The following is a 22,791-nucleotide window of genomic DNA, read 5'->3' on the forward strand; positions in this document are numbered from 1 at the left end:
TGATGAAGTCCACACCGCCCCTCGCGATACGGAGTTGGCGACGATTCGTCGCCATCGCAGGGTTGCTGATCGTCGCACTCGTGGCGATGATCGGTTGCAGTAGCGATTCGAACGACGAACCGACCAAGGCTGCAGAGCCCACGACGCGCGTGATCGAAACCGAAAAGGGCTCGGTCACCGTGCCCGCGTCGGCGGAGCGCATCGTGGTTCTGAGCGGCGGTCTCGCCGGATACCTGTACGCCCTGGACGCACCGGTGGTTGCCACCGATACCCGCGTCCTCGGTGTCACGAACCTCGACGGTGGATTCCCGCCGGCATGGTCGGATGCCGCAAAGGCGCAGGGCACCAAGGAATTGCCGGCCGGCGAACAGCTCAACATCGAAGCCGTCGCGGCGGCTGAACCCGACCTGATCATCGGCGGTGGACAGGGCATCACCTCGGTTCAGGCCGAGGAACTCTACGACCAGCTGACTGCTATCGCACCCACCGTGTTGGTCCCCAAGACGGTTGCCAACTGGGACAAGCAGCTCGAGATCGTCGCCGATGCCGCAGGTCGTTCGGACAAGGTTCCGGCACTGATCAGCGCGTACGACGACAAGGTCAAAGAGGTCAAGGGCAAGATCAAGGTTCCCGAGGGCAACGTCGTCTACATTCTCTCGCTCGCCAACAACGAGCCGTACCTCGTGCCGCCGACGGCAGCGCTCCCCGCAATGCTCGCCGAGCTCGGTTTCAAGGCCGACGACGTCATGGCCAAGGCCGGCAACCCGCAGCTCTTCGGCTCGGGTGACTCGTTCGAGGTCAGCCCGGAACTGCTCTCGCAGGTCGCCGATGCTCCTGTCGCCTTTGTGATTCCGGTGTCCGGTCGCCCGATGGCCGAACTTGCCACCGATCCGCTCTACTCGCAGCTGCCGTCCTTCAAGGCAGGCACGACGTTCGAGCTCCCCGCCACCAGCTACCGTCCTGACTATGACGGCGCAATGGCTACGCTCGACCTGATCGGCCAGACCTTCGCATGACTCGATTCGGTGGGCTGGTGATCGATGTTTCACCGTTGCGGACCAGCCGTCCATTCAGGTACGCGTTTTCCGCGCGATTGATCTCGCTGCTCGGGATCGGACTGCTCGTCGTAGCCGTTCCCGCACAGACGTACCAGCTCACCGGCTCGACCTTGCAGGTTGCCGGAGTGTCCACGGCGATGGCCATCGCCATGTTCTTCGGCAGCCTGTTCGGCGGTGTGCTCGCTGATCGTTACGACCGGCGACGCACTATCCAGTTGGCCCGCAGTGCTGCGGGTCTCGGCTTTGTCATTCTCGGGTGCAATGCGCTCTTGCCACACCCGTCGATGTGGGTCATCTACGTCGCGGCAGCCGTCGACGGCTTGGCCGGCGGTGTCAGCAGCTCGGCCTTGATGGCTTTGATGCCGACGTTGTTGCCGCGCAACAAGATGGCTGCGGCCGGCGCTTTGGTAGCGCTGACCACCGACATCGGGACGATGATCTCGCCGGCAATCGCCGGCGTGATCATCGCCTCCGGCGGCATCCCCGCGACATACTTTGTTGCTGCGGTGGCCACCGCAGCAACTGTCACGTTGTTCCAAGCCATCGGCCCTTCCCCTGCACCGGGCACGAATCACGAAAGCCCGATGCGCGCGCTTGTGACCGGCGTGAAATTCGCCGGCACGCACACAGTCATTCGCGGCATCCTGATCAGCGGACTGTTGGTCATGTTCGTCAGCGGGCCTATGGTGTTGCTGCCTGCCTTCGTCGACCAGGTTCTCGGCGGCGGACCCACCATGCTCGGTCTGCTCTACGGCGCCCCCGCTGTCGGCGCTGTGGTCGGTTCCCTCACCAGCGGGTGGACGGGACGAGTCCACCGCAACGGCGCCGCGATGTTGATCTCTGTTGCGCTGATGCCTCTCGGCCTGGTGGTACTGGGTGCGTCGGGAGCAGCGATTGTCGCGTTCCTGGGCCTGGCCGGATTCGGCCTCGGCCGCGCACTCAACGACATTCTGAGATTTGCAGTCCTTCAACAGAACACGCCGGACGAATTGCGCGGACGCGTGTCCAGTCTGTGGATGGTGCAAGCCGTCACGGGTACGGCGATCGGTTCGATGGCAGCCGGGTTCCTCGGGCAGTGGCTCGAGCCTGGCGCCGCGCTACTGGTCTTGGGGCTCGCCGGTGTGACACTGGGCCTGGTGCTCCTGGCAGCATTGGGTTCGGTGCGCCGGGTAACTTCGGAGATCAACGAAGTCGATCTCTCCGAAAACACTGTGCCGGTGGGGAATGCTCCGCCGGAAAAGGAAGGTAGTTCATGAACCGAGGAGACCACCTCGCGACCATCGCCGAAGTTCTGGCGGGAACCACCGGCGCAAAAGTGCCGTACCCCATCGGCATTCGCGAACTCGAAGTTGTTCGCAGCGAAATGGTCGGGACCGGACTGTTGCGTCTGACCTTGGGTGGACCGGAGTTGGAGGGCTTCGAATCGCACGCTCCCGACGAGCATGTCCGCCTGGTGTACCCGGATGCAGACGGAACTTTGCGTCTACCCGAACGCGACGGATTCAGCCTGAAGTGGCCTCGTCCATTGCCGATCTCGCGTGAGTACACCGTCCGTCGATACGACGCCGAGGCGGAGGAGCTGGACCTCGACTTCGCGCTCCACGAAGGTGGGTACGCCTCTGATTGGGCTCAGGCGGCCACCGTCGGCACTCGGGTGCACGTGGCAGGTCCACCCGGCGGCGTCGTAGTTCCATGGACGTACGACCGCTATCTGCTGGCCGGTGACATCACCGCCCTTCCTGCCATTGCTCGTTGGCTCGAGATGATGCCCGCTGCTGCCGCCGGGTGGGTGTTCGTCGAGATCACCGACCCTTCACAGGAAATCGAACTCACTGTTCCGGAAGGAGTCGAGGTGCGATGGCTGCACCGCGGTGACGTCCCAGCCGGTCACTCGGATCTGCTCGAGCAGGCAGTCCGGACGGTCACCGTGCCCGAAGGTGAGCGCGTCTACGCCTGGATCTCCGGTGAGGCCACCAGTCTCAAGCCGATTCGCAGATTCGTGCGCGACGAACTCGGCCTGAGTTCGGGCGACCACCTGATCACGGGCTACTGGAAGCGCGGAGTCGCAGACTTCGACGAGGACGACGACGACCACTGAACATCGGTTGACGCCGGTTTCGGCATCGTCACCGCGACAACGAGTCCGACAATCGCAACGATTGCCGCCACTCCGAAAGCCGTGGCGAATGCCGAGTGCTGGGGAAGGCCGCCGGATGAAGTCGCGCTCGCGATGATCCCGGCGGCAATTTGGGTTCCCACAGCAGAACCCAGCGATCTGGCGATCGTGACTATTGCCGTCGTGACACCTACGCGGTCTGCCGGTGCGCTGTCGGCGGAGATGACGAACACTGCCGTCGACGCGGCGGCAACGCCGGTACCCGCAAGGATCAGCACCACAACGATCTGCCACATCGTGGTTGCAAAGACCCCGGCGGCGCCGCTGAGGCCGAGAAAGGCAACTCCCGCTACCGCAATGGCTTTCGTGCCGACCCGTTGCGCGAGCTTTCCGGAGATCACCGACGCGATGACCGCTGCGCCGTAGCCGACGCACAGCAGGAAGCCGATGGCGCTGGTCGACGCACCGCGGCCGAATCCGCTCTCTGCCGGCACGGCGAGTTGCTGCGGAAGTAGATAGACAACAGCGCCGTAGGTGAACCCGAAAACCACGCCGACGACCACGGCGCTCCACATCGAACGATGCCGCATCATCGTCAGGTCGACCATCGGCTCGGTTGTCCGGCTCTGATACCTGGCCCAGATCGTGAACACGGCAGCGGAAGCGAGAAGCAGCAGCATCGACGTCGGTGCGCCCCACCCGTTGCTCGATGCGCTCGCCAGCCACGCCGTCAGCGTCAACAAGCCCAGAGCCAATCCGGCAGCTCCCGGCCAATCGAGTCGGCCGCCGACGTTCGACATATGATCTCGTGGTGTGCTCACGGCAAAAGCAATTGCGCCGAGCAAAACGAACGCGGTCGGAACTGCATACATCGCGGTGCGTGAGACGTTTTCCGCGACGGGTCCCGCCAGCACGACTCCCAGAGCGCCGCCGGCCACGACGACAGCCCCGAGCAAACCCGTGGCCGTCTTGAGTCGGTCCGAGGACAAAGTGCGTCGTAGGACCACGAAGCTCACGGGCAACAACGCGAGCCCGAATCCCTGGAGAAACTGGCCGAGGACGAACAGCGGGAAGATCGTTGCAAGAGCGGACACGCTGCCGCCCAGGACGACGATTGTCGTGATCGCGAGCAAGGTGGGGCGGGCGCCGTACACGTCGGCTATTCGCCCGGCCATCGGCGTGACGAGAACAGTGCTCAACGTCAGAGCGACGGATGCGAGCGCTCCGACGTCGGCCGTCACTCCGAAGTCTCTCTGTATCAGGGGGAGTGCGGGGACGATGATGCTTTCGAGCGCGGCGACGGCAGCGATCAGCAGGGTCATGCTTGCGATAGTTGCTACCGGTCGCGGCTGATTTCCGGAGATGCTCTCTGTGGTCATCGTGCTCTCTTTCGATCGGGGAGTGAGGGGCTTCTGGACACGACGAAGCGCCGCCCCAGCAAGAGTCCGGAAGGGTTGTGGCACTGGGTATATAGGTCAGTGCGGTAGAGCGTCTTGTTATTTCGTTACGCGTACCGTTATTGTGGAGAAATGTAATCGGATTCAGCGCACAAAGCAAGAGCCGGATGGGGCGGAATTGGCGCGAAGTATCGCGAGACCACAACCGGCAGACTTTCGCTGTTGTGGTCGGTCAGGGTCAGGTGATGTGACGATGAGGCGTATTTCTCGTCGAACATGACGCTGGTCACCAAAAGGGCTCTGCCAGCAGGGAGTTCATCTGCCGGACACATCCAAGGTCCCCGTTTGAATGCCGGGTTTGTTAGCTTTCTGCCTGTGACGCGACGTCACGGAAAGTTCACGAATCACGGAGGATCATCATGGGTTCTATTTCAACGATCATCGGCATCTTCGAGCTCTACAAGCTGCTCGAGCCGCTGCTGAGTTCGCTGAGCTGATTCAGGTGTGATTTCGCTGTCGAGCCGGGGCGCCGAGGGACTCGGCTCGGCAGCGGATCTCGAGGATCCGGCGCGATCAGGACCCGTGGAACGGATGTCGGCACCGGCAGAATTCCATCGCTCCGGTGTAGTGGTCCATCACCAGGATTTCTGCGCACCGAGCGGGCTGCGGTGCGAACCTGAGGCAGCGCTCGATCCAGCCGCGCTCGAGCGAAGGGGCCGGGTGCGCGCAGTTCCCGCATCGGCCGGGACGTTCGGCGACACGTACGGAACCGTGGTGCTCCGGGGGCATGCCAAACATCTTGGTGGTGCGATGTTTCCAGGGCAATGGTTCGGCTCGAGCGGAAGCTATGTCACGAAAGCGCGACGGCGATATGCGAGGACCGAACCCGATGAGGCTGCCCTACCTAGCTACCTGATAGATCCGATTGTCCAGACTGAGTTTTTTGGTGCAAGCTGCGGCTACTGCGCTGACGCCCAGAAATTCTCGGACTATCTGGGCAACGATCATGTGGTGGTAACCGCGAACAGAATCCGATCCGGCTCGCGTTGCATACGGGTGATCGCGACGCGGCCCCCGATCCAAGCACCAAGTGCACCAATCGCAACAGCGACAGGGATGGCGAAATAGTTCACCGGGTTTGGTAGCAGCGCCCCGAGTAGAACGCCGGGCGCCGTTGTCGCGGCGAAGATGACGATGGCGAGGATGATCAGTCCGAAGGACGAGCCGTTGAAGGACCCGCGGGTGTTGAAGGAGAACGTCTTCTTCATCTCCGGAACCGGGTAGGGCGCTTTGGCGGATATCGCCACTACCAATCCTGCACCGACTCCCATCATCGAAATGCCGACGGCGATCGGCACGGCCAGTCGGTCGGTCCCGAGGTCCCCGAAGATCCGTACAGCAGCTGTTGCGACGACCACGAAGGGTGTCATCACGATTGCCCACGCGATTTGTCGGCCCCGGACGTCAGCGGCAGCGGCTTCGGGGATCATCACCAGATGCCAGATCGATGCGCCGTCGAATCCGTACAGATTCGATCCGGCTGCCATTGCCAGGTAGATCAGGAACCAGGCACCCCATGCGGCGGAGAAGGGGATCGATGACGAGATCAGCGGTCCGAAGCCGGAGACCAAGGTCATGATGGCAACGGAGAGCAGTTGTGTTCGTCGGCGCATGTCTCCGTGCCAGAGCGAAAGCTCGCGAGAGATGACGGTGCCCAGTCGGGATGCGCGCCAACCGGTTCGAATGTCGCGGCCCTGGTTCTTCAATTGCACGGAAGTGGCGCCCGCTGATTCTGCGACCTTCCCGTTGAAGTAGCGAACGACCAGGCGTTGCCATGACCACAGCAGTGCGAGATCGACCAGCACCAGGGCGAGGACTGCTCCGGCGGCGAGGAGCCAGGCGCCTCCTGCTGCTGCGTCGACACTGGTGATTCCCCACGCGAACGGTATCGAATGCGCGACCGTGAGCGGCCACGTGACGTCGCCGTCCACGACCGTGCCGAGGCGACTCTGCAGCGGAAATTGCAGCAGATACAGTCCGCCGAAGAACGTGCCGAATACCAACAGTCCCAGTTCGCGGCTGCGACGACTCCGCAGGAGCTGCGACATCGCCAGCATCGCGACCCGTGAGGTGCCGACAATGAGCAGGACCGTTGCGGGCCAAGCGATAATGGCCAATGGCAGTGCGGCAGGGTGGTGTGTAGCGGCATAAATTGGAATCGCTGCTGCAGCCAACGCGGTAATCGGCACGGTCATACCGACCAGCGACGTCGAGAACAGTGCTCTGGCGAGTCGGACGGGTTCCAGGGGGAGTAGTTGGAACTGTCTGGGGTGAAGATTGTCATCTGACAGACCAGACATGATCGGCATCAAGATCCACATCACGCCGATAGCCGACAGTGCGAGACTGGTTGTGCCGCTGACGAGTTCGGAAGAGCCCGCGCTCGTCCCCGAGGCTTGCAGGCACAGCAGAGCCGCCCCCAGAACCCCGAAGAGTGCTGCCACGACTTTGATGACGGCTCTGCCGCCGGTGAATTGACGTTTGTAGAGGGTCATGCGCATTCGAAGGACCGTGCGCCACACAGAGTCCGACGTGTTCCAGTGTGTCGGTGAAAAGCTGGTGGTGGTCATGCGCGCATCCATGACAGTCCGTCGGGATTGGGACTGCGGCTGCCGACAAGACGAACGAATGCCTCGTCGAGTGTGTTGCCTGCGCGCACCTCGTCGACCGTTCCTGAAGCCACGACGCGCCCGTCTGCGATGACTCCGATGTGAGTACACAGTTGTTCGACAAGGGCCATCACGTGACTGGAAAGAATGACCGAGCCACCTGAGTGGACGAACGAGAGCAGAATGCTCCGAATTCCGGCCGAAGAAATGGGGTCGACAGCTTCGAACGGCTCATCCAGTACCAGTAAGCGAGGGCCGTGCAACAAGGCCGAGGCCAACCCGATTTTCTTCGTCATACCCGCTGAATAGTCGGCGATGACCGTTCCACCTACATCGGCGAGATCGAGCGCGGCCAACAGTTCGTCGCGTCGTGACGCGATGACGTCCTCTGGCATGCCGCGCAGTCGCCCGAAATAGGTGAGTAGTTCATGACCGGTGAACTGGGCGGGTAGCGCCAGACCGTCGGGTAGAACGCCGAGCAGACTCTTCGCTGCCACAGGGTCGTTCCACACGTCGTAGCCGTACACCAGGCTGCGACCGTAGTGCGGGCGAAGCAATCCGACAGCCATCGACAGTGTGGTCGTTTTTCCCGCACCGTTAGGGCCCACCAGGCCGAACAACGAACCTGAGGGCACCGCGAGGGAAAGGTCGTTCACAGCAACTTTCGCGCCGAACGCCATGCAGAGGTGTTCCACCTGTAAGGCCATCGGTCCGGGAGGCAACTGGCCTGTCTCGGGGAGAGGGTGCATCGATCGAGGGTAACTGTCCGGAGCCCTGTGCGCGGAGACAGAGCGGAGCGATGCAGGCTGCGTGCACCGAATGTCATTGGTAGGTGGTTGGTCGCGGCATGAGTCGCTGGTTCGCAAGCTGAGCGGATGGCAGGAGTCGAACCTGCGTGGACGGTTTTGCAGACCGCTGCCTTGCCGCTCGGCCACACCCGCATTGATCCAATTATGTTCGTAGTGAACAACAGTCGCCAGGATTGTGATCAGGGTGAATTGATCGCCATGTGACGGATTGTGGGGAAGGCGGTGAACTGGCGGGCTAGGCGCGGGAGAACACCGCGACCAGGAATTCGGAATTGTCCTTGAACGGGCGCAGGTCCCACGTGGACAGCAGCAGATCAGCCTCGAGGCCACTCGCGGCCGCGTCGGCGAGAAACTCGGGGAACTCGTAGCCACGGCCGGCACCGAATCCGATGACCACTCGGCCGCTCGGAGCGAGATGACCAGCAAATCCTGACAATACTGCGTGCCTGGTTGACGGAGCGAGAAACGCCATCACGTTGCCTGCCGACACGATGACGTCGAAATTCGCCTCGACACCGCGGGCCGGTAGATCGAGCTCGGAGAGATCGCCGACAAGCCACGTCGGGCCGGGGTGGTCCTCCTCCGCGGCAGCGATGAGAACCGGGTCAACGTCGACTCCGACAACCACATGCCCGACGTCGTGCAGATAACCGCCGAGTCGGCCCGGCCCGCACCCTGCATCGAGAACCCGGCCACCGCGTCCGAGCATCGCGTCGATCAAACGTGCTTCCCCGACAATGTCCTTGCCGTCCGCTCTCATGGAACGGAAACGCTCGACATATCGTGTGGAATGCGTCGAGTCGGCTGCAGTGATCTCTTCCCACTGGCTGGGGATGCGCTCGTTCGGGGCCTGTGCAGTCATCTTTCGAGGGTACCGACAGCTCACCGGGTGCCGACGACCGTCCCGTCTGCGGCATATCCGACGAGAGTTGGACGCGGGAAGGTGAGCGAGAGGGGAATCCATCCGTAGAAGCGGTCTTCGGCAAGAATTGTCGGATAGATTTGGCCGTCTGCGGTGTGAAGTTCGGCCCGAACGGCACCTCCCGCCCCTGCGTCGTAGGTCGCCTCGTGCGAACCGGCCTCGTACCCGGCGCCGCCCCCGAATGAATCTGCGCCGTACAAGTCGTCGTTCGATCTGCAGCCGTGTCCGAGGCTGATGAATTTCGACGGACCAACCTTGTCGGTCTCGGATGACGTCTCGAAAACCGGGGCGACGCACCTCCAGCCATCAGCGCCGTGGGCAACGAAGACGCTGAACACGGTTCCGTCAGGTCCGGGGATGGACCCGACCCGCTCGGCGGTGGACGGATCTATTCCGCCGTTGGTTCCCGGCATGGTCTGCCAACCCGAGTACATATCCGTAAACGGTTTAGGCATCATCGCCGTGGCAGCAGCGCAGCCCACCATTCCCGCTGCACAGAGCATCGCGACGAGAGCTACGGCGCCTACCCGGCGGCGTGGAACTCTGGGTGTTCCAATGTTGTTTTCGTCAGCGATGATTCGGATGCGAGCGGCAACCTGGACGTTCTCGGGCCAGAGTTCGGCGGAAAGAGAATCGGTCGGCCGCAGCTTCTCGAGGGTGGTCAGCAAATCTTTGCTCATGGAGTACTCCCGTGTTCGGCGGCAGCGCAAGGTCGGGCGGTGTTCATCGGGATCGCGGTGTCAGGTTCTGAAGCCAACCCGGTGCTCAATCGACGCCGAGCGCGAAAGAGTCGAACATGCATGGCTGGAACCGAACACCCGGCGACCCGCGCTGCTTCGGTGGCGGTCAATCCGTCCCAGGCAGTCAGGAGTAGGGCTTCACGCTCGGTGACGGTGAGTGTTGCCAGTGCTTCGAGCAGTTCCGTGCGGTCGGTGACAGTAACGTCGGCGCCCGGCGTCGATGCCGCGATCTGCTCGATTCGTCGCATCTTCTCGGTCAACGCATCGTGGCGCCGAACACTTCGACGGTTGTTGTTCAGGGTGTTTCGAGCCACCACCAACAGCCATGGAAGTGCCTGTTCGGGCACCTCGTCCAAGCGTCGCCAGACAACGAGGAACGTCTCGGAGACAACTTCCTGTGCGCTGTGATGATCAACGTGGCGGCAGGTGTACGCGAACACCCGACCGGCGTAGGCGTCCCACAGGACGGTGAAACGCTCTTCGTCGCTCGGTGGTGGCCCGTCCTCGGATTTCGGCGTCATAAGAAGAGATGTCCGGCTGGTTGCTGATCCTTACAGCGTGGGCGCCAATGGACGGTATGCCGTGTTACTCCGGCCGAGGATTCCGACGGTCAGGAGCAACAACGCAAGGATGTACAGCGTCATGATCCAGATGCCGGCAGCGGCAGGCTGCCACTTGTTCGCCTGACCGAGCAGGATCAGGGCGTCAGAGGTGAGGAACAGTGCGCCGCCGATACCGGTGATCGTGTTGTAGGCCAGTGCGGTGGACGCGGTTCCCACCAGGATTGCGGCGTACACAGGGACGGCAATCCGAAGTGCCGGTTCGAGACCGGTCCAGGCGTACGACACAAGGGCAATTCCGGCAACGGCGTACGCGCACAAAAACCATGGCCGCCTTCGTATCTCCCGAAGAGCGCCGTGCGAGAGAAAGAATCGGATGAAACAGACGTGACCGATCGCGAAGGCGGCCATCCCGATGACAAACGTGGAGTCCCAGATCAGGAACAGGTCTCCGAAAGCGCAGGCAATCAGCGCAGCAGCAACAATCCTCGGTCCGCCTTGGTCGACAACCCAGGCAGCCAGAATCGGCGCGAGCATGACCTTGGTGATCCCGTCCCAGGGCACAGCATCAGCGGCATTCAGGATCAGATGAAGAATCGCCACCGCGGAAAACCCGACAAACCATGGCGACCGGAAGGTACTCGGCAGTCCGGCGTCGCGAACAGATTCACGCATCGGCTCAGTGCACGAAGTCCGCTGCACGCTCGGCGAGATCGAGCGCCGGCTGGGGGAGTATGCCGAGGATGAGCGTTACACCGGCGCCGAGGCCGATCACACTGCTGGTCAGTGCACTCGGCACCACGACGGTCGGTGCGTCTTCCGCCGATTCGGTGAAGAACATCAACACGATCACTCGCACGTAGAAGTAGGCGGCGATCGCGCTGCACAGGACGCCGACGATCACGAGAGGCGCGGCCCCACCCTCGGCGGCCGCGCTGAACACCGCGAACTTTCCGATGAACCCACTGGTCAACGGAATCCCGGCGAAAGCCAACAGGAACAGTGCAAACACAACGCCGACCAATGGTGAGCGTCTGCCCAATCCGGCCCAGCGCGACAGCGCAGCGACCTCACCGTCAGCGTCCCGGACCACACTGACGACGGCGAACGCACCCACGGTGCTGAATCCGTAAGCCAGAAGATAGAACATCGCCGAGGCGAGGCCGGCATCCGAGTCCGCCACCACGGCGGTCAGAATGAATCCGGTGTGCGCGATCGCCGAATAGGCCAGCATTCGCTTCATATCGGTCTGCGTCACGGCAACGATCGATCCGACAACCATCGTGAGAATCGCGACCGCCCACATCAGTGGGCGCCAGTTCACGTATTCATTGGGCAGGGCCACGTAGAAGACGCGAAGGATGGCGCCGAACGCGGCAATCTTGGTCGCAGTTGCCATGAAACTGGTGATCGGCGTCGGCGCCCCTTGATAGACGTCGGGAATCCACGAATGAAACGGCACTGCACCGACTTTGAACAGCAACCCCACTGCCACCAGGGCCGTTCCGAGCCAGAGGAAGGCGTCGGTGCCCGACCCGATGCGTGCTGCGTCGGCGATACCGGAGAGCGTGACCGTCCCGGCATAGCCGTACAGCAACGCAATTCCGAAAACGAAGAACGCCGACGAAAATGCCCCGAGCAGAAAGTACTTGAGCGCAGCTTCCTGGGAGAGCAGGCGACGTCTGCGTGCCAGACCACACAGGAGATACAGAGGCAGTGAGAACACTTCGAGCGCAACGAACATCGTCAGTAGATCGTTCGAAGCCGGAAACAGCAACATACCGCCGACCGCAAAGAGCGTGAGCGGAAAGACTTCGGTCTGGGCGATACCGACCTTCACTGCTTCTTGCTCCGCAACACTTCCCGGGACGCTCGACGCTTGAGGTGTGAAACTGCCGAGCGCGTCATGTTGCGCAATCACTTCGGCGGTGTTGCCCGAGCCTCGCTCGGCAATCAGCAGTACCGCGGGGATCGACACAAGAAGGATCGTGGCCTGCAAGAACAGCGTCGGTCCGTCGACCGCAACAGAACCCATCATCGCCGTCGACCGCGTGCCGGCGAGCAGAAGCACTGCCACGAACGCAGCCGCCAAACCTCCGACACCGAGAACGAGTTGCACTGGGTACCGAATACGCCGGGGTGCAAAGGCTTCGATGAGTACCCCGACCACCGCAACACCGAACACGATCAACATCGGCGCGAGCAGGCTGTATTCGATACTGGGTGATGCCGCGTCGGCCGAGCCGAGGATGGTCACGTCGTTGAAGGAACTCATTTGTGGACACCTCCTTCGTGGTCGGCGACGAGCGGCGTTGGTGCCTCGTAGACGACCGTGTGGCTCACTGCAGGAGTGATGACGTCCAAGGCAGGCTTGGGGTAGATGCCGAGGAGCAGGAGGAGTGCGATCAGAGGGGCGACCACCACGAGTTCGCGTCGCGCGAGGTCGCGGATCGTTCCCTGCCCTTCCTTCACCGGTCCGCCCATCATGCGCTGATAGAGCCAGAGTATGTAGATCGCGGACAGTACAAGCGCGACAGTCGCCGCGATAGCGGCCACGTGGTAGCGCGAGTACGTTCCGATCAGCACCAGGAACTCACTGACGAACGGCGCGAGACCCGGCAGCGACAGTGTTGCCAACCCCGCAACGAGGAATGTGCCGGCTAGGACGGGTGCGACTTTCTGGACGCCGCCGTACGCCGAGATAGATCGTGTACCTCGCTGCGAGACCAGGAAGCCCGCAATCAAGAACAGCGCGGCGGTGGAGATTCCGTGATTGACCATGTACAGCGCGGAACCTGCCTGGCTCTGGCTGGTCATCGCGAAGATTCCGAGAATGATGAAGCCGAAGTGTGAAATCGACGTGTAGGCGATCAGTCGCATGACGTCTGTCTGCGCGATCGCCAGTATTGCGCCGTAGACGATCCCGATCACGGCGAGCGTGATGATCCACGGTGCAAAAGTCGACGACGACTCCGGGAACAGTTGCAGGCAGTAGCGAATCATCGCGAAGGTGCCTACCTTGTCCACGACCGCCATCATCAACACTGCTGTCGACGGAGTCGATTCCACTGCGGAGTCCGGCAACCAACTGTGTAGCGGCCAGAGCGGTGCCTTGACCGCGAACGCGAACATGAATCCGAGGAACAAGGCATTGAGCACCCCGGGTCCGACGCCGAGTTCACCGCTGCTCGCCGCGGACGCGATCGCTCGGAAGTCGAAAGTGCCGCTGGTGAAGGGACTCTCGTCGCGCGTGGTGACCACGTACAGGCCGATGACCGCAGCGAGCATAACCAGGCCGCCGAGGAGGTTGTAGAGCAGAAACTTCACGGCCGCCCGCGATCGGCCAACTCCACCGAACCCGCCGATGAGGAAATACATCGGTATCAGCATTGCCTCGAAGAAAATATAGAACAGGAGAATATCCAAGGCGCTGAACGAAATCATCACCATGGACTCGACAACAAGGATCAGCGCGAAATAGGTGTGCGGCATCCGCTTGGGTGATGCCGGGTCCGCGGGGACGTCGTTCCAGCCCGCGATCAGTAGTAATGGCACCAGCACTGCGGTGAGAAGAACCAGAACGAGTGCGATGCCGTCAAGTCCGAGTGTGTAGCTGGTACCGAAAGCCGGTATCCAGCTATGGCTTTCGACGAACTGAAACTGCCCGCCGCCGCGGTCGAACGCAACTCCGAGACCGCCGGCGATCACCAGGACTGCCACGGACACTGCCAGCGCGAGAGATTTGGCAAATTGGTACGACCGTGCAGGCAGAGCGAGGACAACACCCGCTCCGATGAGCGGAAGCAGCCAGAGCGCCGTCAGCGCAGGGAAGCCGGCATTGGTCACAGAGTCGCTCACCGCCGCTTCGATCACCACAGTGTCACCGCCATCATTGTCGCGACCACGAGTGTTGCTCCGACAAACATCACCAGCGCGTACGAACGAACGAACCCGGTCTGCAGCTTCCGCGTGAGCGTGGACAACCCGGTGACGACCACCGCAAAGCTACCCACGACGCCGCCTATTCCCTTGGTGTCGACCACTTCCAGCGACTTGGTGAGTTGTTGTCCCGGCTTCATGAACACCGCCTCGTTGAAGGCGTCACCGTACAGATCACGGCGAGCCGCAACGGTCAACGGAGAAACCGGAGTCGGTGCCACCACGGGAATCTCCCGTGTGGCGTACTCGCGATAAGCAATCGCGACGCCGGCGGCAACTGCGAGCAGCGCCAGCGCGGTGATCGACCATGCGGGTATCGGCGGTTCGACGTGATGGGAGCCGACAACCGGTTCCAGCCAGTTCTGCAAGCTGGACCCGATGGTCAGGAGCATGCCGGCCCCGACGGATCCCACCGCCAGAATGATCATCGGAGACGTCATCACCGCCGGAGATTCGTGAGGTTTCTGGTTCTCCCAGCGAGCCTTCCCGAAGAAGGTCATCAGCATCACGCGGCTCATGTAGAAGGCAGTGAGCGCCGCACCCAAGAGCGTGACGATGCCGAGCACAACACCCTTGACGCCGCCCTCGCCGATTGCAACCTCGATGATCTTGTCCTTGGAGAAGAACCCGGCAAATGGCGGAACACCGATGATGGCAAGATATCCGAGCCCGAACGTGACAAAAGTCAGTGGCATGAACGCCCGGAGTCCGCCGTAGCGTCGCATGTCGGTTTCGTCGTTCATCGCGTGCATCACGGAGCCGGCGCCGAGGAACAGGCCCGCCTTGAAGAATCCGTGGGTGATCAGATGAAGGATTGCGAAGGCGTATCCGGCTGGTCCGAGACCTGCGGCCAGGACCATGTATCCGATCTGACTCATGGTCGATGCGGCGAGCGCTTTCTTGATGTCGTCCTTCGCGCAGCCGATGATCGCACCGAACAGGAGCGTCACGGCACCGACGATGACAACCACGAGTTGAGCGTCGGGCGCGAGATCGAAGATCGGATTGGAGCGCACGATCAGGTAGACGCCGGCGGTGACCATCGTGGCCGCGTGAATCAGAGCCGAAACGGGGGTAGGGCCCTCCATCGCGTCGCCGAGCCACGACTGCAGCGGCACTTGCGCCGACTTCGCGCACGCAGCGAGGAGGAGCATCAGACCGATCGCCGTCAGGACACCTTCGCTTGCGCCGGACGCGTCGCCGAAGACATTGCTGAACGAGAGCGAGCCGAATGTGCTGAACATCAACATCATTGCGATCATCAATCCGATGTCGCCCACCCGATTGACGACAAAAGCCTTCTTGGCAGCAGTCGCCGCCGACGGCTTGTGCTGCCAGAAGCCGATCAGCAGGTATGACGCCAAACCGACACCTTCCCAGCCGACGTAGAGTCCGAGGAAGTTGTCGGCGAGCACCAGAAGCAGCATTGCAGCGAGGAAAAGATTGAGGTACGCGAAGAACTTACGACGCTCGGGGTCGTGCGCCATGTATCCGACCGAGTAGATGTGGATCAGCGAACCTACACCGGTGATGAGCAGAACGAAACACATCGACAGTTGGTCCAGTTGCAGTCCGAACTCGACCTGAAGACTGTCGACCGGGACCCAACTGAACAGGTGCTCGGTGACGGTGCGGTCGGCGGTGTCACGGCCGAGCATGGCGATGAAAAACACCACTGCGACGACAAACGACGCGATAGCCATGACGCAGGCAAGCAGGTGACCCCACGCGTTCGTGCGACGACCGGCCAGCAAAAGGACAGCGGCGCCGCACAGCGGCAGGGCGGGGAGCAACCAGATGGCGGACGTGATTCCTCCTGACATATCAGTACTTCAGCAGGTCTGCGTCGTCGACGGATACAGAACGCCGAGATCGGAAGATGATCATGATGATTGCCAGGCCGACGACTACTTCGGCCGCAGCGACCACCATCGTGAAGAAGGCGAAGATCTGGCCGTCCAGATTGCCGTGCATGCGCGCGAAGGTCACGAACGCCAAGTTGGCGGCGTTGAGCATCAATTCGATACACATGAACACCACGATGGCGTTGCGGCGCAGGAGGACTCCTGCAGCTCCGATCGTGAACAACAGGACGGACAGATACAGATAGTTCTCGGGATTCATCGCTGAGTCTCCTCACCGGTGCTCGGATCCGGGGAACGTGGAGTGAGCGCGCTGCTGACCGAGAGCGTCGAGAACGTTCCGTCCGGCAACAAGGCCGGCATGTCCACTGCGTTGTGACGTGCGTACACGCCGGGACTGGGGAGTGGAGTGGCCGAGCCCTTTTCGGGATTGTCTTCATCGCTGCCCAGGTACGCGAATCGTTGCTTGGAGAGTTCGCGTTGGCTGAGTGTGGCTCCGATCTTCTCCCGGTGCGCGAGCATCATTGCGCCGAGTGTCGCCGTGATCAGCAGTGCGCCGGTCAGTTCGAAGGCCCAGACGTAGCGGATGAAGATGAGATCGGCGAGTCCGTCGATGTTGCCCTGGTCGAGTCCGGTGAATCCGGTGAAGCCCGAGATCGACGCATTTCCGAGGCCGCCGATAAGGAGTAGCCCGAATCCGACGCCGATCACGATCGCGCTGACTCGTTGTCCGCGTAGCGTTTCGACCAGGGAGTCCGAAGAATCCACGCCCACCAGCATCAGGACGAACAAGAACAACATCATCACCGCGCCGGTATAGACGACGATCTGAACGACACCCAGGAACAGTGCGCCCTGCACGATGTAGAACACGGCCAGGATGATCATCGTCATCGCAAGGAAGAGTGCAGAGTAGACGGCCTTGGGAGCGGCGACGACACCCAAAGCGCTGATCACCGCAAGGGTTCCGAGGATCCAGAACTGCACCGCCTCGCCGGTGGAGGTCGATGTCATCGTTCCCTCCGCCAGGATCGTGGTGGTGACCGCCGCGATCATTTCTCGGTCTCCGGGTTCGGCTCTCGCTCGGGTACTGCTTGTTCGGGTACTGCTTGTTCGGGTGCTGCTTGTTCGGGTACTGCTGTGATGTCGCCGCGGTAGTAGTCGTCCTGAGTTGTGCCGGGACGCAGCGCGTGTGGTGGCGCTGTCATGTCGGGTTTCAGGGGCGCGAGCAATCGGTCCTTCTCGTAGATCAACCCAGCTCGATTGTCGTCGACCATCTCGTACTCGTTGGTCATCGTGAGGGCCCGAGTGGGGCAGGCCTCGACGCAGAGGCCGCAGCCGATGCACCGCAAGTAGTTGATCTGATACACCTGCCCGTAGCGCTCACCGGGGGAGAACCGTTCTTCTTCGGTGTTGTCAGCACCCTCGACATAGATCGCGTCGGCGGGGCAGGCCCAGGCACACAGTTCGCAACCGATGCACTTCTCGAGTCCGTCCGCATACCGGTTGAGTTGATGGCGACCGTGGTATCCGGGCGCGGTGGGGCGCTTCTCCTCCGGATAGAACTCGGTCTCGGGTTTCTTGAACATGGTCGAGAGCGTCACTCCGAAACCCGCGATAGGTCCGAGGAATTCAGGCATGGGAGTCCTCCGATGTGTCGGAAACATCTGTGCGTCGCGGCGGTGGCACGTTCTGACCAGGCAGTTTTTGACCAGGCAGTTTTTGACCAGGCAGTTTTTGACCAGGCAGCGGTGGAACCGGGAAGCCGCCCGACATTGCATCGAAAGGCAAGGTCCCCGAAGCGGTGACCAACGCGGCAGTTCGGCGTCGGCCGCGGTAAGTCCCGGCCAACACGATCAGGAGCGCAGCTCCGAGAACCAGTGCGACGCAGAGAAGTACGACCCAGGTGTTGTAGCCCTCGTTGCGGAACGCACGAACGGTCGCGATCACCATCACCCATACCAAAGCTGCTGGGATCAGAACCTTCCAGCCGAGATTCATGAACTGGTCGTAGCGCAATCGAGGAAGCGTGCTGCGCAACCAGATGAAGACGAAGAGGAAGCCCCACACTTTCGCGACAAACCACAACACCGGCCACCAACCGGAATTGGCGCCGTCCCAAAGATTGAACGGGAACGGTGCGTGCCACCCGCCCAGAAACAGCGTGGTGGCCAGAGCGGACACCGTCACCATGTTCACGTACTCGGCCAGCATGAACATCGCGAACTTGAGGGAGGAGTACTCGGTGTGGAACCCACCTACCAGCTCACCCTCGGCCTCGGGAAGGTCGAAGGGAGCCCTGTTGGTTTCGCCGACCATGGCTGTCACGTAGATCAGGAAGGACGGCAGGAGGAGAAAGACGTACCAGGCTCCCTGTTGGGCGTCGACGATGCCGGACGTGGACATCGTGCCGGCGTAGAGGAAAACGGCAGCGAAAGACAGGCCCATCGCTACCTCGTACGAGATGACCTGAGCGGTCGATCGAAGTGCGCCCAGTAGGGGATACGTCGATCCCGAAGACCAGCCGGCAAGGACGATCCCGTACACACCGATAGAAGTGACGGCCAGGATGTACAGAACGCCGACCGGTAGATCGGTCAGTTGCAGAGGTGACCGGGTTCCGAAAATCGACACCTGTGGACCGAACGGGATGACGGCAAAAGCCATGAAGGCGGGCACGACCGCGATGACGGGCGCGAGGAGGTAAATCGGTTTGTCGGCGCCGCTCGGTGTGATGCCCTCCTTGAGGGCGAGCTTGATTCCGTCAGCGAGGCTCTGGAGCATTCCACGGGGGCCGACGCGGTTCGGTCCGACACGCATCTGCATGCGTGCCATGACCTTTCGTTCCGCGTAGATCGCCACCAGCGGGGTGAGTACGAGGAACACGAAGATTGCGAGAGCCTTGCCGATCACCAACCACCACGGGTCGTGCCCGAACGCCGACAGGTCGACCGGAGCTGCGACCGTCCCGTACTCGTGGGTGTTCATTGCGCTCCCGCCTTCGCAATCTTCACCACGGACCCCGCGGTGACGCAGAGCGTTTCGTAGATCGTGCTACCCGGTGAATTGAGCGGGAGCCAGACTGTTCGAGGCGGGAGGTCGGTGATCTCCAACGGTAATGTGATGGAACCGGATTCAGTCGTCACCGCAACGTGATCGCCGTTGTCGGCGCCGACCTCGGCAGCGGTCTCGGCCGACAAACGCACGAGCGACGGCCGTGCCGTACCCGCCAGGTTGGGCTCGCCGTCTTGCAATCGGCCGTTGTCGAGCAACATTCGCCAACTCGACAACACTGCCTCGCCCAGTGCCGGTGTGGGCATGGTGCCTGACGGGACCTGAGGCGAGGTGGGGCGCGATCCGGACCAAGCGCCGAGGCGATGTATCTCCGAGCGTGCGGAATCTGCGTCGGGTAGGCCCAGATCGATGCCCATCTCGGCTGCGATCGCGTGGAGAACGCGCTGATCCGGCATTACTCCTGTCGTTCTCAACGCGGTGTCGAACACGCGCTCGCGGCCTTCCCAGTCGAGGAAGGTTCCGGGCTTCTCGGCGACCGGTGCCACCGGGAAGACGACGTCGGCGAGTTCGGTGACTCCGCTGTGACGGATCTCCAAACTCACAACGAACCCTGCGGCTTCGATCGCGGCCCTTGCCTTCGCCGGGTTCGGGAGATCACTCAACTCGACGCCGCCGACAAGAAGCGCAGCAGTCGTCTGCCCCGGATCCAGCAGACTCGCGGCGTCGCGACCGTCGGATACCGGGATGGAGGCCCCCCACACTGATTCCACCTCCTGACGGGCTGCCGGGTCCGCAACGGGGCGTCCGCCGGGAAGCAATCCCGGTAGCGCGCCGGCCTCGACGGCGCCGCGATCACCAGCGCGGCGTGGTACCCAAGCCAAAGAAGCTCCCGTCGATTCGGCGAGTCGCAGCGCCGCGGCGAAGCCGCCTGCTACCGCACTCAGTCGCTCACCCAGCAGGATCACAGCACCGGGCTGCCGGAGGAGTTGACCCTCCTCACTGCTGGGGTGGGACAACGAATCCATCAGAGCTGCTTCACTTCCGGGTACGGTCCGAAGTAGACCACCGCCCATCTTCTGCAGGCCGCGCGTAGCGAATGGAGCGCTGGAGAGCACCGTCGTCTTGCCGAAACGTGCGGCCTTGCGCAGTCGCAGGAAGATGATCGGTGACTCTTCCTCGGGCTCGAGAGCTACCAGCAACGCGGTCGGGGCAGATTCGAGGTCCTGGTAAGTCACCGACTCTTCGAGTGTGCGGCCAGCGACGTGAGCTGAGAGGAAACCTTCCTCTTCGGCTGAGTGAGCGCGGATTCGGAAATCGATGTTGTTGGTAGCGAGAGCAACTCGCGCGAACTTACCGTAGGCGTAGGCGTCCTCCAAGGTAGAGCGTCCGCCGACGAGTACGGCTGCGTCACCGCGGGCCTGCGCGAAGGATCGCGCAACGAGGTCGAGTGCCATGGGCCACGACGCCGGAATCAATTCGCCGTCAGCGTTGCGGATCAGGGGAGTGGTGATCCGATCACCTTGGGTCGTGTACGTGAAAGCGAAGCGCCCCTTGTCGCAGTTCCATTCCTCGTTGACGTCGGGGTCGTCCCCGGCGAGACGACGGAGAACCTTTCCGCGACGGTGGTCGGTGCGCTGAGCACATCCGTCGGCGCAGTGTTCACACACGCTGGGGCTGGACACCAGATCGAACGGTCGCGCCCGGAATCGATATGCCGTACTGGTGAGCGCGCCGACCGGGCAAACCTGGATGGTGTTGCCCGAGAAGTAGGACTCGAAGGGCTCGTTGGCGTAGATTCCGACCTGTTGAAGCGCGCCGCGCTCGAGGAGATCGATGAACGGGTCGCCGGCGATCTGACTCGAGAATCGCGTGCACCTGGCGCAGAGGACACAACGCTCGCGGTCGAGGAGGATCTCGGACGAGAGGGGGATGGGCTTGGGGTAGGTCCTTTTCTCCTCACCGAACCGGGATTCGGTGCGACCGGTCGACATCGCCTGGTTCTGGAGCGGACACTCGCCGCCCTTGTCGCACACGGGGCAGTCCAGAGGGTGGTTGATGAGCAGGAGTTCCATCACCCCGCGTTGCGCCTTCTCGGCCACAGGCGACGTGAGCTGTGTGGTGACGACCATTCCGTCCGCAACCGGTGTCGTGCAGGACGCCACCGGCTTGCGTTGACCTTCGACTTCCACGATGCACTGGCGGCAAGCACCGACCGGGTCCAATAGAGGATGATCGCAGAACCGCGGAATCTGGGTGCCGATCATCTCCGCAGCGCGAATGATCAACGTGCCCTTGGGGACCTGGAGTTCCCGGCCGTCGATGGTGAGGGTGACGAGATCAATCGGCGGTGCCGCATCGGTTCCAGTGGTGGCGTCGGCTGCAGTCATGAGACGAACGCTCCTGTCGCGAGAACGGACCGGTGAGGATCGAACGGGCATCCGTTACCGTCGAAATGCGCTACGTATTCCTCGCGGAAGTACTTCAAGGAAGACATGATCGGGCTGGTCGCTCCATCACCCAACGCGCAGAAGGACTTTCCGAGGATCGTGTCCGAGATATCGAGAAGTTTGGTGAGATCGGCCTCGGTTCCTGTTCCACCTTCGAGCCGACGCAGGATCTGCACCAGCCAGTACGTGCCCTCGCGGCACGGCGTGCATTTACCGCAGGATTCGTGAGCGTAGAACTCGGTCCATCGCAACACCGCACGCACGATGCAGGTTGTCTCGTCGAATATCTGCAAGGCCTTGGTACCGAGCATGGATCCCGCGGCGCCGACGCCCTCGTAGTCGAGTGGGACATCGAGATGTTCGTCGGTGAAGATCGGTGTCGAGGATCCGCCGGGAGTCCAGAATTTGAGGGTGTGTCCAGCGCGGACCCCGCCTGCGTATTCGAGCAGCTCGCGCAAGGTGATCCCGAGTTCAGCCTCGTACTGGCCGGGGGTGGTGACATGACCCGAGAGCGAATACAGCGTGAATCCCGGTGACTTCTCACTTCCCATCGACCGGAACCACTCCGGGCCGCCCAGGACGATCGACGGAACACTCGCGATGGACTCGACGTTGTTGACGACGGTCGGGCAGGCATAGAGACCGGCGACAGCGGGGAACGGCGGCCGCAGTCGAGGCTGACCGCGTCGTCCCTCCAACGAATCGAGGAGGGCCGTCTCTTCCCCACAGATATAGGCGCCGGCTCCGGCATGGACGACGAGATCCAGATCGAAACCCGAACCGAGGACGTTGCGGCCCAGATATCCAGCCGCGTAAGCCTCGGCGACAGCGGTCTGCAGGCGTCGCAGAACCGGGACAACCTCACCTCTGACGTAGATGAACGCCTTCGCTGCTCGAATTGCGTACGCCGCGATGATCACTCCCTCCACCAACGTGTGTGGGGTCGCCATCATCAACGGCATGTCCTTGCATGTGCCCGGTTCGGACTCGTCGGCATTGACGACGAGGTAGTGAGGCTTGCCGTCTCCTGGCTTGTCTTCGGAGACCTGGGGGATGAAGCTCCACTTGAGGCCGGTCGGGAAGCCCGCGCCGCCACGTCCGCGCAGGCCCGCGTCCTTGACGGTTTCGATCACGGCGTCGGGGGGCGTGGCCAGCGCTTTGCGCAGCGCCTGGTAGCCGTCGCGGCGAAGGTAGCTGTCGAGGGTCCATGAATTCGGTTGATCCCAGTATCGACTCAGGACGGGGGCGAGTGTCATG

The 22,791-nt window shown here is 62.2% G+C and carries 19 protein-coding genes and 1 tRNA gene; 3 read left to right on the forward strand and 17 right to left on the reverse strand.

Annotated elements, in window-relative coordinates:
* The first annotated feature begins 2 nt into the window (after positions 1–2).
* The 3 genes from B0E55_RS22615 to B0E55_RS22625 are packed head-to-tail and all read left to right on the forward strand — an operon-like array spanning position 3 to position 3,156.
* The gene (locus B0E55_RS22615) at positions 3–1,016 is read left to right on the forward strand and encodes a Fe2+-enterobactin ABC transporter substrate-binding protein (RefSeq protein WP_080910528.1); all 1,014 of its coding nucleotides are present in this window, start codon (positions 3–5) and stop codon (positions 1,014–1,016) included.
* Positions 1,013–2,314, forward strand: coding sequence for an enterobactin transporter EntS (entS, locus tag B0E55_RS22620; protein ID WP_007735127.1), 1,302 nt, complete (start codon positions 1,013–1,015; stop codon positions 2,312–2,314). Before B0E55_RS22615 ends, entS begins: the two co-directional genes overlap by 4 nt.
* Entirely contained in the window at positions 2,311–3,156 is an 846-nt protein-coding gene (locus B0E55_RS22625; protein WP_080910508.1) for a siderophore-interacting protein, read from the forward strand. Before entS ends, B0E55_RS22625 begins: the two co-directional genes overlap by 4 nt.
* Here the strand turns inward: B0E55_RS22625 and B0E55_RS22630 are convergent.
* From B0E55_RS22630 to nuoF, 17 genes are all read right to left on the reverse strand, one after another.
* Complete coding sequence (locus tag B0E55_RS22630) at positions 3,105–4,553, reverse strand: MFS transporter (protein WP_080910509.1); 1,449 nt, start codon at positions 4,551–4,553, stop codon at positions 3,105–3,107. The genes B0E55_RS22625 and B0E55_RS22630 overlap by 52 nt on opposite strands.
* Positions 4,554–5,575: 1,022 nt before the next feature.
* Positions 5,576–7,201, reverse strand: coding sequence for a hypothetical protein (locus B0E55_RS22635; RefSeq protein ID WP_047889318.1), 1,626 nt, complete (start codon positions 7,199–7,201; stop codon positions 5,576–5,578).
* On the reverse strand, positions 7,198–7,989 hold the full coding sequence (locus tag B0E55_RS22640) for an ABC transporter ATP-binding protein (protein ID WP_080910510.1): 792 nt from the start codon (positions 7,987–7,989) through the stop codon (positions 7,198–7,200). The genes B0E55_RS22635 and B0E55_RS22640 overlap by 4 nt, the downstream gene beginning before the upstream one ends.
* A gap of 121 nt (positions 7,990–8,110) precedes the next feature.
* Positions 8,111–8,181 (reverse strand) — tRNA-Cys (locus tag B0E55_RS22645).
* A gap of 103 nt (positions 8,182–8,284) precedes the next feature.
* The gene (locus B0E55_RS22650; RefSeq protein WP_029255223.1) at positions 8,285–8,911 is read right to left on the reverse strand and encodes a class I SAM-dependent methyltransferase; all 627 of its coding nucleotides are present in this window, start codon (positions 8,909–8,911) and stop codon (positions 8,285–8,287) included.
* Between the two features lie 20 nt (positions 8,912–8,931).
* Entirely contained in the window at positions 8,932–9,651 is a 720-nt protein-coding gene (locus tag B0E55_RS22655; RefSeq protein ID WP_080910511.1) for a hypothetical protein, read from the reverse strand.
* Positions 9,648–10,232, reverse strand: coding sequence for an RNA polymerase sigma factor (locus tag B0E55_RS22660; protein WP_080910512.1), 585 nt, complete (start codon positions 10,230–10,232; stop codon positions 9,648–9,650). The genes B0E55_RS22655 and B0E55_RS22660 overlap by 4 nt, the downstream gene beginning before the upstream one ends.
* 30 nt (positions 10,233–10,262) lie before the next feature.
* Entirely contained in the window at positions 10,263–10,946 is a 684-nt protein-coding gene (locus B0E55_RS22665) for a lysoplasmalogenase (RefSeq protein WP_031333292.1), read from the reverse strand.
* 4 nt (positions 10,947–10,950) lie between these two features.
* Positions 10,951–12,546 carry an NADH-quinone oxidoreductase subunit NuoN gene (nuoN, locus tag B0E55_RS22670; RefSeq protein WP_029255227.1) on the reverse strand — a complete coding sequence of 532 codons (1,596 nt, stop codon included), beginning with the start codon at positions 12,544–12,546 and terminating at the stop codon, positions 10,951–10,953.
* The gene (locus tag B0E55_RS22675; protein WP_080910513.1) at positions 12,543–14,147 is read right to left on the reverse strand and encodes an NADH-quinone oxidoreductase subunit M; all 1,605 of its coding nucleotides are present in this window, start codon (positions 14,145–14,147) and stop codon (positions 12,543–12,545) included. The genes nuoN and B0E55_RS22675 overlap by 4 nt, the downstream gene beginning before the upstream one ends.
* The gene (gene nuoL / locus B0E55_RS22680) at positions 14,141–16,033 is read right to left on the reverse strand and encodes an NADH-quinone oxidoreductase subunit L (protein WP_021333588.1); all 1,893 of its coding nucleotides are present in this window, start codon (positions 16,031–16,033) and stop codon (positions 14,141–14,143) included. Before nuoL ends, B0E55_RS22675 begins: the two co-directional genes overlap by 7 nt.
* A 1-nt stretch (position 16,034) precedes the next feature.
* Positions 16,035–16,334 (reverse strand): NADH-quinone oxidoreductase subunit NuoK, encoded by a 300-nt coding sequence (gene nuoK / locus B0E55_RS22685; protein ID WP_003942238.1) that lies wholly within the window; start codon positions 16,332–16,334, stop codon positions 16,035–16,037.
* Positions 16,331–17,128 carry an NADH-quinone oxidoreductase subunit J gene (locus B0E55_RS22690; RefSeq protein WP_070385269.1) on the reverse strand — a complete coding sequence of 266 codons (798 nt, stop codon included), beginning with the start codon at positions 17,126–17,128 and terminating at the stop codon, positions 16,331–16,333. The genes nuoK and B0E55_RS22690 overlap by 4 nt, the downstream gene beginning before the upstream one ends.
* The gene (gene nuoI / locus B0E55_RS22695; RefSeq protein ID WP_070385268.1) at positions 17,125–17,712 is read right to left on the reverse strand and encodes an NADH-quinone oxidoreductase subunit NuoI; all 588 of its coding nucleotides are present in this window, start codon (positions 17,710–17,712) and stop codon (positions 17,125–17,127) included. Before nuoI ends, B0E55_RS22690 begins: the two co-directional genes overlap by 4 nt.
* A complete protein-coding gene (gene nuoH / locus B0E55_RS22700; RefSeq protein ID WP_080910514.1) occupies positions 17,705–19,060 on the reverse strand; it encodes an NADH-quinone oxidoreductase subunit NuoH in 1,356 nt (451 codons plus the stop codon). Before nuoH ends, nuoI begins: the two co-directional genes overlap by 8 nt.
* Complete coding sequence (locus B0E55_RS22705) at positions 19,057–21,474, reverse strand: NADH-quinone oxidoreductase subunit G (protein ID WP_080910515.1); 2,418 nt, start codon at positions 21,472–21,474, stop codon at positions 19,057–19,059. Before B0E55_RS22705 ends, nuoH begins: the two co-directional genes overlap by 4 nt.
* Entirely contained in the window at positions 21,471–22,790 is a 1,320-nt protein-coding gene (nuoF, locus tag B0E55_RS22710; RefSeq protein WP_019748171.1) for an NADH-quinone oxidoreductase subunit NuoF, read from the reverse strand. The genes B0E55_RS22705 and nuoF overlap by 4 nt, the downstream gene beginning before the upstream one ends.
* Position 22,791 lies beyond the last annotated feature (1 nt).

Origin of the sequence: Rhodococcus sp. 66b, from assembly GCF_002076325.1 — a bacterium.
Classification (GTDB): domain Bacteria; phylum Actinomycetota; class Actinomycetes; order Mycobacteriales; family Mycobacteriaceae; genus Rhodococcus_F; species Rhodococcus_F erythropolis.